The 14,951-nt window shown below is 70.9% G+C and carries 15 protein-coding genes; 9 read left to right on the forward strand and 6 right to left on the reverse strand.

Features of this window, described 5'->3' with window-relative positions; all coding sequences use genetic code 11:
• The first annotated feature begins 42 nt into the window (after positions 1 to 42).
• From sigE to ACQEWB_RS32320, 5 genes are all read left to right on the forward strand, one after another.
• Positions 43 to 747 carry an RNA polymerase sigma factor SigE gene (gene sigE / locus ACQEWB_RS32300; RefSeq protein ID WP_432844135.1) on the forward strand — a complete coding sequence of 235 codons (705 nt, stop codon included), beginning with the start codon at positions 43 to 45 and terminating at the stop codon, positions 745 to 747.
• Positions 744 to 1,739, forward strand: a complete 996-nt coding sequence (locus ACQEWB_RS32305) for an anti-sigma factor family protein (RefSeq protein WP_432837214.1) — start codon at positions 744 to 746, stop codon at positions 1,737 to 1,739. The genes sigE and ACQEWB_RS32305 overlap by 4 nt, the downstream gene beginning before the upstream one ends.
• A 131-nt stretch (positions 1,740 to 1,870) precedes the next feature.
• Positions 1,871 to 3,580: a trypsin-like peptidase domain-containing protein gene (locus tag ACQEWB_RS32310; RefSeq protein WP_432837216.1), complete on the forward strand. Its 1,710-nt coding sequence runs from the start codon at positions 1,871 to 1,873 to the stop codon at positions 3,578 to 3,580.
• Between the two features lie 175 nt (positions 3,581 to 3,755).
• Positions 3,756 to 4,205, forward strand: a complete 450-nt coding sequence (locus ACQEWB_RS32315; RefSeq protein ID WP_432837218.1) for a sec-independent translocase — start codon at positions 3,756 to 3,758, stop codon at positions 4,203 to 4,205.
• 226 nt (positions 4,206 to 4,431) lie between these two features.
• On the forward strand, positions 4,432 to 5,100 hold the full coding sequence (locus tag ACQEWB_RS32320; RefSeq protein WP_432837220.1) for a hypothetical protein: 669 nt from the start codon (positions 4,432 to 4,434) through the stop codon (positions 5,098 to 5,100).
• Positions 5,101 to 5,166: 66 nt separating this feature from the next.
• On the opposite strand, the gene ACQEWB_RS32325 is transcribed toward ACQEWB_RS32320, so the two are convergent.
• From ACQEWB_RS32325 to ACQEWB_RS32335, 3 genes are read right to left on the reverse strand one after another with little or no spacing between them, the layout of a single operon-like run.
• Positions 5,167 to 6,300 carry an Mrp/NBP35 family ATP-binding protein gene (locus ACQEWB_RS32325; protein ID WP_432837222.1) on the reverse strand — a complete coding sequence of 378 codons (1,134 nt, stop codon included), beginning with the start codon at positions 6,298 to 6,300 and terminating at the stop codon, positions 5,167 to 5,169.
• A 43-nt stretch (positions 6,301 to 6,343) separates the two neighbouring features.
• Positions 6,344 to 6,937, reverse strand: coding sequence for a DUF1003 domain-containing protein (locus tag ACQEWB_RS32330; RefSeq protein WP_432837224.1), 594 nt, complete (start codon positions 6,935 to 6,937; stop codon positions 6,344 to 6,346).
• Positions 6,927 to 8,222, reverse strand: a complete 1,296-nt coding sequence (locus tag ACQEWB_RS32335; protein WP_432837226.1) for a magnesium transporter MgtE N-terminal domain-containing protein — start codon at positions 8,220 to 8,222, stop codon at positions 6,927 to 6,929. The genes ACQEWB_RS32330 and ACQEWB_RS32335 overlap by 11 nt, the downstream gene beginning before the upstream one ends.
• Positions 8,223 to 8,422: 200 nt before the next feature.
• Here ACQEWB_RS32335 and ACQEWB_RS32340 point away from each other — a divergent pair, with 200 nt between their 5' ends.
• On the forward strand, positions 8,423 to 9,166 hold the full coding sequence (locus tag ACQEWB_RS32340; RefSeq protein ID WP_432837228.1) for a hypothetical protein: 744 nt from the start codon (positions 8,423 to 8,425) through the stop codon (positions 9,164 to 9,166).
• Positions 9,167 to 9,170: 4 nt separating this feature from the next.
• On the opposite strand, the gene ACQEWB_RS32345 is transcribed toward ACQEWB_RS32340, so the two are convergent.
• Together ACQEWB_RS32345 and ACQEWB_RS32350 are read right to left on the reverse strand one after the other, a co-directional pair.
• Entirely contained in the window at positions 9,171 to 9,680 is a 510-nt protein-coding gene (locus ACQEWB_RS32345; RefSeq protein ID WP_432837230.1) for a hypothetical protein, read from the reverse strand.
• Positions 9,681 to 9,703: 23 nt separating this feature from the next.
• Positions 9,704 to 10,822, reverse strand: a complete 1,119-nt coding sequence (locus ACQEWB_RS32350) for a magnesium and cobalt transport protein CorA (protein WP_432837232.1) — start codon at positions 10,820 to 10,822, stop codon at positions 9,704 to 9,706.
• A gap of 455 nt (positions 10,823 to 11,277) precedes the next feature.
• Between ACQEWB_RS32350 and ACQEWB_RS32355 the strand changes: the two genes are divergently transcribed.
• Positions 11,278 to 11,862: a suppressor of fused domain protein gene (locus ACQEWB_RS32355; RefSeq protein ID WP_432837234.1), complete on the forward strand. Its 585-nt coding sequence runs from the start codon at positions 11,278 to 11,280 to the stop codon at positions 11,860 to 11,862.
• 42 nt (positions 11,863 to 11,904) lie between these two features.
• Here the strand turns inward: ACQEWB_RS32355 and ACQEWB_RS32360 are convergent, their stop codons facing one another.
• Positions 11,905 to 13,140: an MFS transporter gene (locus ACQEWB_RS32360; RefSeq protein WP_432844137.1), complete on the reverse strand. Its 1,236-nt coding sequence runs from the start codon at positions 13,138 to 13,140 to the stop codon at positions 11,905 to 11,907.
• A gap of 158 nt (positions 13,141 to 13,298) precedes the next feature.
• Here ACQEWB_RS32360 and ACQEWB_RS32365 point away from each other — a divergent pair, with 158 nt between their 5' ends.
• Together ACQEWB_RS32365 and ACQEWB_RS32370 are read left to right on the forward strand one after the other, a co-directional pair.
• On the forward strand, positions 13,299 to 13,940 hold the full coding sequence (locus ACQEWB_RS32365; RefSeq protein ID WP_432837236.1) for a DUF6758 family protein: 642 nt from the start codon (positions 13,299 to 13,301) through the stop codon (positions 13,938 to 13,940).
• A 130-nt stretch (positions 13,941 to 14,070) separates the two neighbouring features.
• On the forward strand, positions 14,071 to 14,928 hold the full coding sequence (locus ACQEWB_RS32370; protein WP_432837238.1) for a PHP domain-containing protein: 858 nt from the start codon (positions 14,071 to 14,073) through the stop codon (positions 14,926 to 14,928).
• The last annotated feature ends 23 nt before the right edge of the window (positions 14,929 to 14,951 follow it).

Below are 14,951 nucleotides of genomic sequence, written 5' to 3' on the forward strand. Positions count from 1 at the left end.
GCCGACAGGGGAGGTGCGGCTGCGCCTGTGGATCGCGGAGGAGTGCTGCGGCGCTTCCTCGGATCGGCGGGCAGGCCGAAATCCGTGAACGACACCGCTGCTGACCACAGCCACGCCGCTGACCACGCCCAGACCGCGACTTTCTCGACCGACGCGGACGGGCAGGCGTGGACTCCGCCCACCTGGGAGGAGATCGTCAGCACCCACAGCGGCCGGGTCTACCGACTGGCGTACCGCCTGACCGGTAACCAGCACGACGCCGAGGATCTCACCCAGGAGGTCTTCGTCCGCGTCTTCCGCTCTCTGTCCACCTACACGCCGGGCACCTTCGAGGGCTGGCTGCACCGCATCACGACGAACCTGTTCCTGGACATGGTCCGCCGCAAGCAGCGCATCCGCTTCGACGCCCTCGGCGACGACGCGGCCGAGCGTCTGCCCAGCCGCGAGCCGAACCCGCAGCAGATCTTCAACGACGCCCACTTCGACGCCGACGTCCAGCAGGCCCTCGACACGCTCGCGCCCGAGTTCCGCGCCGCCGTCGTCCTGTGCGACATCGAAGGACTGTCCTACGAGGAGATCGCCGCGACTCTCGGCGTGAAGCTCGGCACGGTCCGTTCCCGGATCCACCGCGGCCGTTCGCAGCTGCGCAAGGCGCTCGCGCACCGTTCGCCCGAGGCCCGGGCGGCCGAGCGACGTTCCTTCGTGCCACGCGTGGCCGCTCTGGGGGGAGGGGGCGCGACCGCGTGAGTGGATCACGACCCGGCCCCGGCCCCGCCGAGCGGCATCTGTCCGAGCAGCACCTGGGAGACCGACTCTCCGCCCTGGTGGACGGCGAGCTCGGCCATGAGTCGCGCGAGCGCGTCCTCGCCCACCTGGCCACCTGCGCCAGGTGCAAGGCGGAGGCCGACGCCCAGCGACGGCTGAAGAACGTCTTCGCGGAGGCGGCGCCCCCGCCGCCCTCCGAGAGCTTCCTGGCCCGGCTTCAGGGGCTCCCCGGAGGAGGTGACGAGCCGGACGGCGGCTCGCCGTTCGGCGGGGGAAGACTCCCCGGCTCGGCCTCCGGGAAGTTCGGCACGACGGGAGTCTTCGGGCTGAAGCAGCGCCCCGACCGCTTCGAGTTCGACTACGCCCCCGCCGCGCCGCACGTCGCCCCCGCCCCGAGCCTGCCCGCCTCCGACCGTGGCTTCCGTATCCATGACGTCAGCCGTCACGAGGCCGACCGCTCGGCCTCGCGCGGGATGCGGTTCGCGTTCGTCGCCGCCGGCGCGGTGTCGCTGGCCGCGATCGCGCTGGGCGGCGTCACCACCGCCACGGTGACGGACACGGCCGCGGACGCCCGCGGCTCGGGTGGCAGCAATGTGACTCCGGCGCGCACGCAGGGGTCGGGCGCCGCGACGGCTCCCGAGACCCAGCGGCGCCGGAGCGTGGGCCCGCTGCTCGGGCAGGTGCAGGGGCAGCGTTCGCTCGGCGACACCCCGGCCGCCCCGACCGAGGTGTCCGCACCGCTGCTGCCCGGCGTACCGAGCCAGGCCGGCGTGGCGCAGACCATGCACGCACTGGCCGCTCCCGTGATGGCCGGCGCGGCCGTGATGTCGCCACTGATACGTCCGCTCACCGACGCCCAGCCGCTCACCCTGACCTCGTTGTCCTCGGCTCCCGAGGTCACCGGCCCGAGCCTCCTCGCCGCACCCGTCCCCGACTCGACCTCCTCTCCTTCCCCTGCCCGCACCGCCCGCTGACCGGCGGCCCGGGAACCTGGTTCAATCCAGGGTGAGCCGTGCCCACGGCCGGGTTTGCCCTCGGCCGCGGGGCGCGGAGCCGACGAACCGGGGCCGCCGCCGTGCGTGCCGCGGCGAGCTGTGGGGAGAGCATGAACGAGGGGAAGCCCACGAAGCCACGGTGGTGGAACCGGCCGCGCCCGGAGGACGCGGCGGGGGAGACACCGGCGGGGGAGCCGCGGTCGGCTTCGGTGCGGCGTGCGGACGACGACGGCGACTTCGAGTTGGCGCGGCCGGCTGTCCTTCCCGGTCCGGATGCCGTTCCCGGTCCGGATGCCGTTCCCGCTGACGGCGACTTCGAGCTGAGGCCTCCCGAGGGCGTCGCCGATACGGACGGCGACTTCGAGTTGGCCCGGCCCGCCGAGGTGCACGTGCCTGCCGCGCCCTCCGCCGAGCAGCCCAAGCCCCTGCACGACCCCGACCCCTACAGCACCCCTCCCTACGGCGGACCCGGCCCCTGGGCCCCCGCCCCGCCCGTCCAGCACCCCGCGGCCACCCCGGCCCAGGGCACATCGCTGCCGACGCAGCACGGCGCCCGGCCCCCGGCAACCTCCACCCCCGCCCCGTCCACGCCCCACACAGACCCCCAGCCCCCTGCCAACCCCTGGCGGAACTACGACCCCTGGGCCCCCGTCCCCGCCGCCCCCCTCCAGCAAAACGGCGCCCCCGTGGACGACCGGCAAACGCAGCGTCGGCGGGCGCGGAAAGCCCTCGTCGTCGGTGCCGTCGTGCTCGCGCTCGTCTCCGGCGGCGTCGGCGGTGCCATCGGCGCCTATCTGGAGCGGAACGGCGGCGTGGGGGACGTATCGCTGCCGCAGGCCGGGAAAGAGGCTGTCGGGCGGGCGCCCGACAGTGTGGCCGGGATCGCGGCGCGGGCGCTGCCCAGTGTGGTGACCCTGCATGTGACCGGGGCCGAGGAGTCCGGTACCGGGACGGGGTTCGTGCTCGACGCGCAGGGGCACATCCTCACCAACAACCACGTCGTCCAGCCCGCGGGGGCCGACGGTCAGATATCCGTGACCTTCAACAGCGGCGACACCGCCAAGGCCACCGTCGTGGGGCGGGACAGCGGGTACGACCTCGCCGTCGTGAAGGTGAGCGGCGTGCGCGGGCTCAAGCCCATGGCGCTGGGCAACTCCGACAACGTCCAGGTCGGGGACCCGGTCGTCGCCATCGGCGCCCCCTTCGACCTGGAGGGCACGGTCACCTCCGGCATCATCAGCGCGAAGGAACGGCCCATCACGGCCGGTGGCGACAGCGCCGACGGGAGCGACGTCTCGTACGTCGACGCGCTGCAGACCGACGCACCGATCAACCCGGGGAACTCCGGCGGACCCCTGCTCGACTCCAGCGCGCGGGTCATCGGGATCAACTCCGCCATCCGGTCGGCCGACGACGGCTCCGGGTCGGAGACCGGGCAGGCCGGTTCCATCGGGCTCGGCTTCGCCATCCCCGTCAACCAGGCCAAGCGCGTCGCCGAGGAGCTCATCAACACCGGCAAGGCCACCCACCCCGTCATCGGCGTCACCCTCGACATGGACTACACCGGCGACGGCGCCCGGGTCGGCACCAAGGCCGCCGGCGGCGGTCCCGCCGTCAACGCGGGCGGCCCCGGCGACAAGGCCGGCATCAAGGCGGGCGACGTGATCACCGCGGTCGACGGCCAGCGCGTCCACTCCGGCGAGGAACTGATCGTCAAGACCCGCGCCCACCGGCCCGGCGACCGACTGGAGCTGACCGTGCGGCGCGACGGCAAGGAGCTGGCGATCTCGCTGGTCCTCGGCTCCTCCGAAGGCAGCTGACGGTGGCTGAGCACGATTGACAGAAACCTCATAGGCGGCCCCCCGTACCCCGCCCCACAAGGCAAACAACGGGGAAAACCGACCACGCGCGCGTACTCGCGGACCTCGGGACAGTACCGGTCGTACCGGATCGCCGGGTACCGTGGTTCCGGCCCGGAATCGCAAGGAGCTTCAGGTGTTCAATGACATAGGACCGCTCGAGCTCATCACGCTCGTTGTCCTCGCCGTGCTCGTTTTCGGTCCGGACAAGCTCCCGAAGGTCATTCAGGACGTCATGCGGACGATCCGCAAGATCCGGGAGTTCTCGGAGAGCGCCAAGGAAGACATCCGTAGCGAACTCGGCCCGGAGTTCAAGGACTTCGAGTTCGAGGACCTCAACCCCAAGACGTTCATCCGCAAGCAGCTGGACAACGACGAACTGGGGCTCAAGGAGATCCGCAACGGCTTCGACCTGAAGAAGGAGATGGCCGAGGTCACGGACGCGGTGCACAGCACCGACGCGCCGTCGTCGTCCGGTTCCTCGTCCTCCTCCGCGTCCTCCGGTCCGTCCTCCTCCGGCCGTGTCGACATGACCAAGAAGCCCGAGGACGACGACCGCCCGCCCTTCGACGCGGACGCCACCTGAGCCGTACGGACACCGCCCGCGAAACCGTCGTACGTGACGCGTTTCATAGTCGTTCGCGCCTCCGCACGGCCTGAACCCGCCTCCCGCACGACCCACGCGCCGGGCGATTTCCCGGTTGCTCTCTGTGGTGTGGCTATGCTGCCGAGTTGTTGTGCGGACCGGACGAGTCAGCCCGAAGGGGGGCGGGCCGCTTCGGTCCGACGAGAGCGAGGAGGCGTCCGGGCACATGGAGACGACGAGTCAGGTCGCGCAGGCGCCGGCCGCGGAGGGTGGACAACAGGTTCCCTCCGCCCGGCGCACGGTCGACGGTTACCTGGAGGCGCCCTTCCCGTGGTACGGCCTCGACGAGGCCTTCACGGGCCCGCGCTGGCTGATGCAGGTCGGGACGGCGGCCGACGGGGCGGTCGAGCACGGGTCCATCGGACACGGTGACGAGCCCTCCGTGAAGAACGAGTACGCGGTCGGCTCCACCGGTGAGCCGCGGGAGAAGTTCGCGGTCGTCGTGACGGTCGCGGCGAATCCGTCCCGGCGGAGCGCCGACGGCACGGGGTTGCTGGAGGCCACCTCGGTCTCCTCGGCCGCCTGGCTGGCGGGGGTGGGGCTGCTGTCGTTCACCTGGCCCGGGCAGATGGACCACTCGCTGCGGGACGACTGGCTGGAGCAGCAGACGGAGACCGCGTGGGCGCTGGCCGACGACCTGGCCGGTGAGGAGTGGTCGACGCTCTCCCTGCCGGTCGACGGCGTGCCGACCCCCTTCCACTACCGCGAGTCCGAGTTCGGCTGGGTGCTCGCGGGGTCCACACAGGAAGGCGTGCACGTGGGGGCGTACGGGAGAGGCATGAGTGCGTACGGGCTCGGCTTCGCGATGATCAAGGACATCGGCGAGTACGCCTGACGACGACGGAGACGACAAAAGGGGCACCATCCCACCGGATGGCGCCCCACAGTCGTAAGAAGTTCCCTAGAACTTGTTCTTCGGGGTGATCCCCAGGGACAGTCCCGAAAGGCCCCGCTGCCGGCCGCCCAGCTTGCCCGCGATGCCCCGCAGGGCCGCGCCCGCCGGGCTGTCCGGGTCGGTCAGGACCACCGGCTTGCCCTCGTCGCCGCCCTCGCGGAGGCGGACGTCGATCGGGATCGAGCCGAGCACCGGCACGGAAGCACCCGTGGTCCTGGTCAGGCCGTCCGCGACCGTCTGGCCGCCGCCCGTGCCGAAGACGTCGACCATCTCGCCGCAGTGCGGGCAGGGCAGGCCGGACATGTTCTCGACCACGCCGACGATCTTCTGGTGGGTCTGGACGGCGATGGAGCCCGCGCGCTCGGCGACCTCGGCGGCGGCCTGCTGCGGGGTCGTCACGACCAGGATCTCGGCGTTCGGGACCAGCTGGGCGACGGAGATGGCGATGTCGCCCGTGCCAGGCGGCAAATCAAGCAGCAGAACGTCCAGGTCGCCCCAGTACACGTCCGCCAGGAACTGCTGGAGCGCCCGGTGGAGCATCGGGCCGCGCCACACCACCGGCGCGTTGCCCGGGGTGAACATGCCGATCGAGATGACCTTCACGCCGTTCGCGGACGGCGGCATGATCATGTTCTCGACCTGGGTCGGGCGGCCGTCCGCGCCCAGCATGCGCGGCACGCTGTGGCCGTAGATGTCGGCGTCGACGACACCGACCTTGAGGCCGTCGGCCGCCATCGCCGCCGCCAGGTTCACCGTCACCGAGGACTTGCCGACGCCGCCCTTGCCGGAGGCCACCGCGTACACACGGGTGAGCGAGCCGGGCTTGGCGAAGGGGACCTCGCGCTCGGCGGTGCCGCCGCGCAGAGCCGTCGCCAGCTCCTTGCGCTGCTCGTCGCTCATCACGTCCAGCGAGACGTCGACCCGGGTGACGCCCTCGACCGCCGAGACCGCGTCGGTCACCCGCTGGGTGATCGTCTCGCGCATCGGGCAGCCGGAGACCGTCAGGTACACGGTGACCGCGACCGCCCCGTCCGCAGCGATGTCCACCGACTTGACCATCCCGAGCTCGGTGATGGGTCGGTTGATCTCGGGGTCGTTCACCGTCGCCAGTGCCTCGCGCACCGCGTCTTCGCTAGCCATAGGAACGATGGTACGGCTCGGTAGCCGGGCCCCGGTAAGCCCGTCACCGGTCGTCTACGTCACGTCCGGGCGACCGTTCTGCCGGGAATACGACGTGCCCCCGGTGCCCGTTCTGCCGTTCCTCCAGCTCCTTGACCATGTCCTGGAGCTCGGAGCGGATCCAGTCCCGGGTGGCCACCTCGCCCAGTCCGAGGCGCAGGGCGGCGATCTCCCGGGTGAGGTACTCGGTGTCGGCGATGGACCGCTCGTTCTGCTTGCGGTCCTGTTCGAGGTTGACCCGGTCGCGGTCGTCCTGCCGGTTCTGCGCGAGCAGGATCAGCGGGGCCGCGTAGGAGGCCTGGAGGGACAGCATCAGGGTGAGGAAGATGAACGGGTAGTTGTCGAAGCGCAGGCTGCCCGGCGCGAAGATGTTCCACACCACCCACAGCACGATGACGACCGTCATCCAGACGATGAACCGGCCCGTGCCGAGGAAGCGCGCGATGCGTTCCGACAGCCGCCCGAAGGCCTCCGGGTCCCACTCCGGCAGCAGCCTCCGGCGCGGCGGACGCGGCTGGTCGAGACGGGCCCGCGGGCGCGTGGTCGCCGTCGCGCCGGCCGGGGTGCGCTCCCGTGTGTTCTCGCGCTCAGGAGCCATGAGCGGCCACCCCCTCCGCACCCTCGTCCAGGTGGAACTCGGTCTCCCGCCAGTCCTCGGGCAGCATGTGGTCGAGTACGTCGTCCACGGTCACCGCGCCGAGCAGCGACCCGGCCTCGTCGACGACGGGCGCCGCGACCATGTCGTACGTCGCGAAGAACCCGGCGACCAGGGGCAGCGCCGACTCGGGGTCGAGGGCCTGAAGGTCGTCGTCGACGACCGCGCTCACCAGCGTGTACGGCGGTTCGCGCAGCAGCCGCTGGAAGTGGACCGTGCCGAGGTACTTGCCGGTCGGCGTCTCGTCGGGCGGGCGGCAGACGTAGACCTGGGCGGCGAGCGCGGGGGAGAGGTCGGGGTTGCGCACGCGCGCGAGGGCGTCGGCGACGGTGGCGTCGGGCCGCAGCACGATCGGCTCGGTCGTCATCAGACCGCCGGCGGTGTGCTCCTCGTACGACATCAGGCGCCGCATGTCGGCCGCGTCGCCGGGCTCCATGAGGCTCAGCAGCCGCTCCTTGTCATCCTCGGGGAGTTCGGAGAGCAGGTCGGCCGCGTCGTCCGGGTCCATGGCCTCCAGGACGTCGGCGGCACGTTCCTCCTTCAGCTTGCCGAGGATCTCGATCTGGTCGTCCTCCGGGAGCTCTTCGAGTACGTCGGCCAGCCGGTCGTCGTCGAGGGCGGCGGCGACCTCGGCGCGCCGTTTGGGCGAGAGGTGGTGGAGGACGTTGGCCAGGTCGGCCGGGCGCAGCTGCTCGAAGGTGGCCAGGAGGCTCTCGGCGCCCTGTCCGTGCTCCTCCAGGGAGAAGCCGGTGACGGCGGACCACTCGACGGTCAGCGCCTCGCCCTTGGCCCTTCTGAAGGCGCCGCCCTTCCTGCCCTTGCGCACGAAGACGCGGTCGATCTCCCAGTCCCGGCGGGCGGGGAGCTGCTGCACCGACAGGTCGAGGACGGTGACCTCCTCGCCGGTCTCGGCGAGGGTGACCCGGCGGTCGAGGAGCTCGCCGAAGACGAGGCGCTCGGTGGGCCGTTGCTCGAAGCGGCGGACGTTGAGCACGCCGGTGGCGATGACCTGGCCCGACTCGATACTCGTCACTCTGGTCATCTGCAGGAAGATGCGACGCCGGGTGGGCAGTTCGACGACCAGTCCGAGGACGCGCGGGGGCCGTCGGCCGACACGCAGTACGACCACGAGATCGCGTACGCGGCCCACCTGGTCGCCGTTCGGATCGAAGACTGCGATCCCGGACAGGTGCGAGACGAAGATCCGGGAAGGGGCGCCCGCTGCCATGGCTGCGCCTCCTTTTCTTGCGATAGTTCCGTGTTGGTTTTCTTTATCCGGATTGCCCGCTCGGGTGGGCTTCAGGCTAGCCCGTACCGATCGGATCCGCGCTGGTGGGAGGTCCGGACGGACTGCCTCCGCCGCACCCCCGACTCACCGGTACGCTGCGTACGCTCCGCACGCCCCGCGACCGAAAGGCAGCCCCGCCTGTGACTGCGATTCCCCAGGGCCGTAACCGCAGGACCGCGCTGTGCGTACTGGCCGTGGTGGGGGCGGGGTTGCTCGGGGGATGCAGTTCGGACCCGGACGCGGGGACCAACGGGGTCGGCAAGCTGCCGGCCGCCACGATCCAGTCGAAGACCCGGGCGGCCGCCGACTCGGCCGGGGCCGTACGCCTCTCCGGAACCGTGGTCACCAACGGACGCACGTACAGACTCGACATGCGCCTGAAGTCCGGCGGCGCCACCGGCTCGGTCACCTCCAAGGCCGGGGCCTTCGGGCTGCTGCGGATCGGCGAGCGGCTGTACCTGAAGGCCGACGCGGAGTTCTGGAACCACGCCGACGAGGAGAAGGACGGGGACAAGGACGACTCGGCCGCGGGCAAGCTCGACGGCAAGTACGTGAAGGTGCCGTCGGGCGACCCGGCGTACAAGAAGTTCAGCGGCTTCACGGACATGGACGTACTCCTCGGGGGTCTGCTCACCCTGCACGGTTCGCTCGCGACGGACGGGCACCACGAGCAGGCGGGTACCCGCACCATCCGCATCACCGGCGACAAGGGCTCCGGCGGCACCCTCGACGTCTCCCTGGAGGGCAAGCCGTATCCGCTACGGCTGGACCGCGCGGCCGGCGCCGGCAGCCTGACCTTCTCCTCCTGGGACAAGGCCTTCCGGCTCAGCGAGCCGAAGGACAGCGAGACGGTGGACTACGGCAAGCAGCTGCCGGCGTCCTAGACGGCTACCGTCGGCGCTTCTTCAGCAGCAGCTTCGGCAGCCCGGCGGGGATGGGTTTGCGGGTCGTGGCCGGCGTCGGCAGCGGTGCCTCGGCCAGGCTCTCGGCGGGCAACGGCGCTGTCGCCCCGGTCGGTTCCAGGCGCAGCACCCGGCACTCGCGCGCCCAGCGCTCCGGCATCGCCTCGCCGTCGGGGGCGTTGAGCCGCTTCCCCTTCAGTTCGGCGACCGTCGCCTCGTACTGCTCGGACCCGGCGGTCAGCTCCACGACCTTCGCGGACCAGGAGACCAGCCGGCCGCCCTTGTCCTTGCTGCGCACGGTGACCTCGGCCGGGCCGCCGTCGGTCAGCCCCGGCAGCGGCTGCTCGCCCGGTCCGTCGCCGACCACGCAGGCGGCACCCTCGTGCCACACGTGCCACAGCGCGCGGGCCGGGAGGCCGGCTCCCGAGACCCAGACGAGACCGGACTTCTTCGTGGCCTCCTCGACGAGGGCCTGGTCGAGCAGCTCGCTTGTCATGGGCCCAGCCTATCCAGGCCCGCTCACAGCCAGCCGTTGCGCTTCAGCGTGCGGTGGATGCCCAGGCACAGGCCCACGGTCAGGCAGAGCACCATCGGGTAGCCGTAGCGCCAGTGCAGTTCGGGCATGTGGTCGAAGTTCATGCCGTACACACCGGTCACCATCGTCGGTACGGCGATGATCGCCGCCCACGCGGTGATCTTCCGCATGTCCTCGTTCTGCGCCACGGACGCCTGCGCGAGGTTGGCCTGGAGGATCGAGTTGAGCAGCTCGTCGAAGCCGAGGACCTGCTCCTGGACGCGGGCGAGGTGGTCGGCGACGTCCCGGAAGTACTTCTGGATGTCGGGGTCGACCAGCCGCATCGGCCGCTCGCTCAACAGCTGCATGGGCCGCAGCAGCGGGGAGACCGCGCGCTTGAACTCCAGTACCTCGCGCTTGAGTTGGTAGATCCGTGCCGAGTCCACACCGCGCGAGACCCCGCGCCGGCCGGGCGAGAAGACCTCGGTCTCCACCTCGTCGATGTCGTCCTGCACGGCGTCGGCGACCGCGACATAGCCGTCGACGACATGGTCGGCGATCGCGTGCAGCACCGCCGAGGGGCCCTTGGCGAGCAGCTCCGGGTCGTCCTGAAGCCGGTGGCGCAGGGCGCGCAGCGAGCCCTGGCCGCCGTGCCGGACGGTGATGAAGAAGTCCCGGCCGGTGAAGCACATCACCTCGCCGGACTCCACGACCTCGCTGGTGGCGGTCAGCCGGTCGTGCTCGACGTAGTGGATGGTCTTGAAGACGGTGAAGAGCGAGTCGTCGTAGCGCTCCAGCTTGGGCCGCTGGTGCGCCTGGACGGCGTCCTCCACGGCCAGCGGGTGCAGCCCGAACTCGCTCGCGATACCGGCGAATTCGGCCTCGGTCGGCTCGTGCAGACCGATCCAGACGAAGCCCCCGTCCCGGCGCACCTGGCGCATCGCCTCGTGCGGGGTCAGCGACCGGCCGGTGTCGACGCGCGCGCCGTCGCGGTAGACGGCGCAGTCGACGACGGCCGAGGGGGTGCCGGGGTCGCGTGTCGTGTCGTACGAACCGGTGTCCTTGCGCAGCGACAGGCTGCGGGAGGGCCGGACCGCGGCACGGAGGTCACGGATCATCGACATGGCTGGCTCCTTCGTGGCAGGCAACGAAAGGGCGCCGACGAGGGGTGGAACTACCCGGAATGGGGACGTCCTGACTGCGGGTGTTTGGCACGTCCACAAAGCGGGGAGCACCGCACCATCGCGGTGGCGAGCTTCGCTACAGAGTCAGATCAGACGGATCAGGCAAAACGAGACGAAGCGCTCTTCCGCAAGAAGACGTGAGCGTGAAAGGCGGCGGTCAGCCAGAGCCGGATCAGCTGTATCAGCGGCGGGAAGAGCGAGTGGTACTGCACGGGTGACTTCGATCCATGACAGCCCCACCTCCTCCGGCCGGTCCCTCGTAAGGGAGTACCAAGCGCGTCGGGACTTGTTCGCGACGCTTCTGCGTGCTGCCCGAACGACCGGGCCAGAGTATCAGCCGCCCAAACTGTCAAGGCGCTGCTTTGCCCGGTACTGACGAGTTCTATGCTCGCCGCATGGTTGATGTTCTTCCCTTGGTAGAGGCCCGGTTGCGCTCCGCGCTGGGCGAACCGGACGCGCGCGCCGCCGTCACCTTCCTGGGCACGGACCGCATCGAGGTGCTCCGTTTCCGCTCGGGAGACATCGTCCGCTACGCCACCCTCGGCATGTCCGCACAGCCGATGAGCGACCCCACCGCCGTCCTCGCGGATCCCGTCAAGGGCCCCCGCGCCGAACTGGTCCTCTCCGTCCGCGGCGGCCTCGCCGACACCGACAAGGCGCTCCGCCCGCTCGCCGTGCTCGCCGCGTCCCCGCAGGTCGAGGGCGTGATCGTGGCCCCCGGCGCCTCCCTCGACGTCGGCGAACCGCTGTGGCCCGGCGCCCCGTTCAGCTCGGTCCTGGTCGCCGAGCCGGGCGGCCTGGTCGAGGACCTCGACCTCGACGAGCCCCTCTCCCCGGTCCACTTCCTGCCCCTGCTCCCGATGACCCCGAACGAGGCCGCCTGGAAACGCGTCCACGGCGCCCCGGCCCTCCAGGAACGCTGGCTGACGAACGGAACGGACCTCCGCGATCCCTCCCGGAAGTCCGTCCCGCTCGACTGACCCACCAAGTGAGCAAGCTCACCAACCGGTGGCCGAAAAGCGTCAGTTGGCGAACACGGTGACACCGTCCTCGGTGGCGTGCCGCGTTTCCAGCTCCTCGGCGTCGTGGGTGAGCGCGTTCCGTCGTACGACGACCACGAGCGCGCCCAGCAGTGCGGTGACCGCCGCGACCACGAACGGGACGTGGATGTCGGTCCACTCCTCGATCTTCGGTGCGAAGTAGGGCGCCGCGGCGGCCGCGAACCAGCGCACGAAGTTGTAGCCGGCGCTCGCCACCGGACGCGGCGCGTCCGACACGCCCAACGCCAGCTCGGTGTACACGGTGTTGTTCACGCCGATGAAGGCGCCGGACAGGATCGTGCAGACGACGGCCGTGGTATGGCTGCCGTAGCCGAGGATCAGGACGTCCGCCGCGAGCAGTACCAGCGAGCCGCCGAGCACCTTCAGCGAGCCGAACCGCGCCTGCATGCGCGGTGCCACGAGGACCGAGAAGACGGCGAGCAGCACGCCCCAGCAGAAGAAGACGGCGCCCGACCTGTACGGGGTCATGTCCAGCACGAACGGCGTGAAGGCCAGCACGGTGAAGAACGTGTAGTTGTAGAAGAACGAGGAGACGGCAGCCGAGGCCAGGCCGCCGTGCCCGAGCGCCTTGACGGGGTCGAGGAGCGAGGTCTTCCGGGCCGGCTTCGGCTGCTCCTTCAGGAACACCGTGATGCACAGGAAGCCGACCGCCATCAGGAACGCGGTGCCGAAGAACGGGTAGCGCCAGCTCTGGTTGCCGAGCAGCGCGCCCAGCAGCGGGCCGCAGGCCATGCCGAGGCCGAGTGCGGACTCGTAGAGGAGGATCGCCGCGGCGCTGCCGCCGGCCGCCGCGCCGACGATGACCGCGAGGGCGGTCGAGACGAAGAGGGCGTTGCCGAGCCCCCAGCCCGCGCGGAAGCCGACGAGTTCGGCGACCGAGTCCGAGGTGCCCGCGAGACCCGCGAAGACGACCACGAAGGCGAGGCCGAGCAGCAGGGTTTTGCGGCCGCCGATACGGCTGGAGACGAAGCCGGTCACCAGCATCGCGACGGCGGTGATCAGGAAGTACGAGGTGAAGAGGAGCGAGACCTGACTTGCCGTCGCGTCCAGGCCCTTGGCGATGGACGGCAGGATCGGGTCGACGAGTCCGATGCCCATGAAGGCGACGACGGACGCGCCGGCCGTGGCCCACACGGCCCTGGGCTGTCGCAGGAGGCTGCCGGCTCCCGCGTCGAAGGGGTCCTGACTTGCTCCCATCATGTGCTCCTGTCCCGACGGGATGGTTGGTATATGCACATAGTAAGTTAGGGCAGCTAATTAATGCAAGATGCATCTAGTTCCGGCCGGTGAAGGGTTCCGTCCGGACGGGTGATCGTCCTTGACGTGGCGGAGCGAGGGTAGGACCGTGGGGCCCTATGAGGGGCGAACCCAGTTGCCCGAAGTGTGGTGGCCGGGTCAGGGCTCCCGGACTCTTCGCCGATACCTGGCAGTGCGATGTGCACGGCACCGTGCATCCGGTGCAGCCCGTGATCCCGCCCAGCGTCGAGGCCCTCAGCGTGGTGGTGCATCGCACGCAGGTGCCGGTGTGGATGCCGTGGCCCCTGCCGGTCGGCTGGTTGCACACGGGCGTGGCCTGCGCCGGCGACGACCGGCACGGCGGCCGAGCCACCGCGGTGGCCTGCTCGGGACCGGGCCCGCTCGGCGGTATAGGGGAGCTGATCCTCGTCGCCGAGGAGCTGGGCGTCGGTCTCGGCGCGCGGTACGCCGGTATCGACGGCCCGGACCCGGGGCCGTACATGAGCGTCGAGAAGCCGCCCCAGGCCAAGGTCCTGGCCGGCGGCCGTCCCACGCCGCTCTGGCACGTCTCCGGCACGCCGGACGACCGTGCGGTGTTCGCGGGCGAGGCGCGCGGGCTGTGGCTGTGGGCCGTGGTGTGGCCCGAGCAGTCGGGGCTGCTGATGTACGACGAGCTGGTGCTGACGGATCTGCGCGACGCGGGGGCGGAAGTGGAGCTCGTGCCCTGCGGGGCGCTGTCGCCGCGACTGTTGGAACCCTAGGGGTTCGCTGAGCGCCCGCTGGGCGTTTGTGTAGGGGTCGCTGTGCGGGTGCGGGTGTGACAGGGGAGCTCGAAAATCCGGTTATCCTTGAGCGTTCCCTGTCGTTCCGTCGCTGTCTGGAGTCCGCGTAGTGCGCATCGACCTGCACACCCACTCCACCGCTTCCGACGGTACGGACACCCCCGCCGAGCTGGTGCGCAACGCCGCCGCGGCCGGGCTGGACGTCGTCGCGCTGACCGACCACGACACCACCCGCGGGTACGCCGAGGCGATCGGCGCGCTGCCCGAGGGGCTCACGCTGGTCACCGGCGCCGAGCTGTCCTGCCGTATCGACGGCATCTCGATGCACATGCTCGCCTACCTCTTCGACCCCGAGGAGCCGGCCCTGCTCGCCGAGCGCGAGCTGGTGCGGGACGACCGGGTGCCGCGGGCCCAGGGCATGGTCGCCAAGCTGAACGGGCTGGGCGTGCCGGTCACCTGGGAGCAGGTGCTGCGGATCGCCGGGGACGGGTCGGTCGGGCGGCCGCATGTCGCCACCGCGCTGGTCGAGCTGGGTGTCGTGGCGAGCGTGACCGACGCCTTCACGCCCGAGTGGCTGGCCGACGGCGGACGGGCCTTCGTGGACAAGCACGAGACGGATCCCTTCGAGGCGATCCGGCTGGTCAAGGCCGCGGGGGGCGTGACGGTGTTCGCGCACCCCGGCGCCAGCAAGCGCGGTCGTACGGTCCCGGAATCGGCGATCGCCGAGATGGCCGCGGCCGGCCTGGACGGCGTCGAGATCGACCACATGGACCACGACCCGGAGACGCGGGCGCGGCTGCGGGGGCTGGCCAAGGAGCTGGGACTGCTGGTCACCGGGTCCAGCGACTACCACGGCAGCCGGAAGACGTGCGTGCTCGGCGAGTACGTGACGGATCCCGAGGTGTACGGGGAGATCACTCGGCGGGCCACCGGAGCGTTTCCGGTGCCGGGTGCGGGTGGGGTCTGACGGTCTGTTCGCCGTCGTCCTCC

Source organism: Streptomyces sp. CA-249302 (assembly GCF_050936785.1).
In the GTDB taxonomy this organism is placed as follows: domain Bacteria; phylum Actinomycetota; class Actinomycetes; order Streptomycetales; family Streptomycetaceae; genus Streptomyces.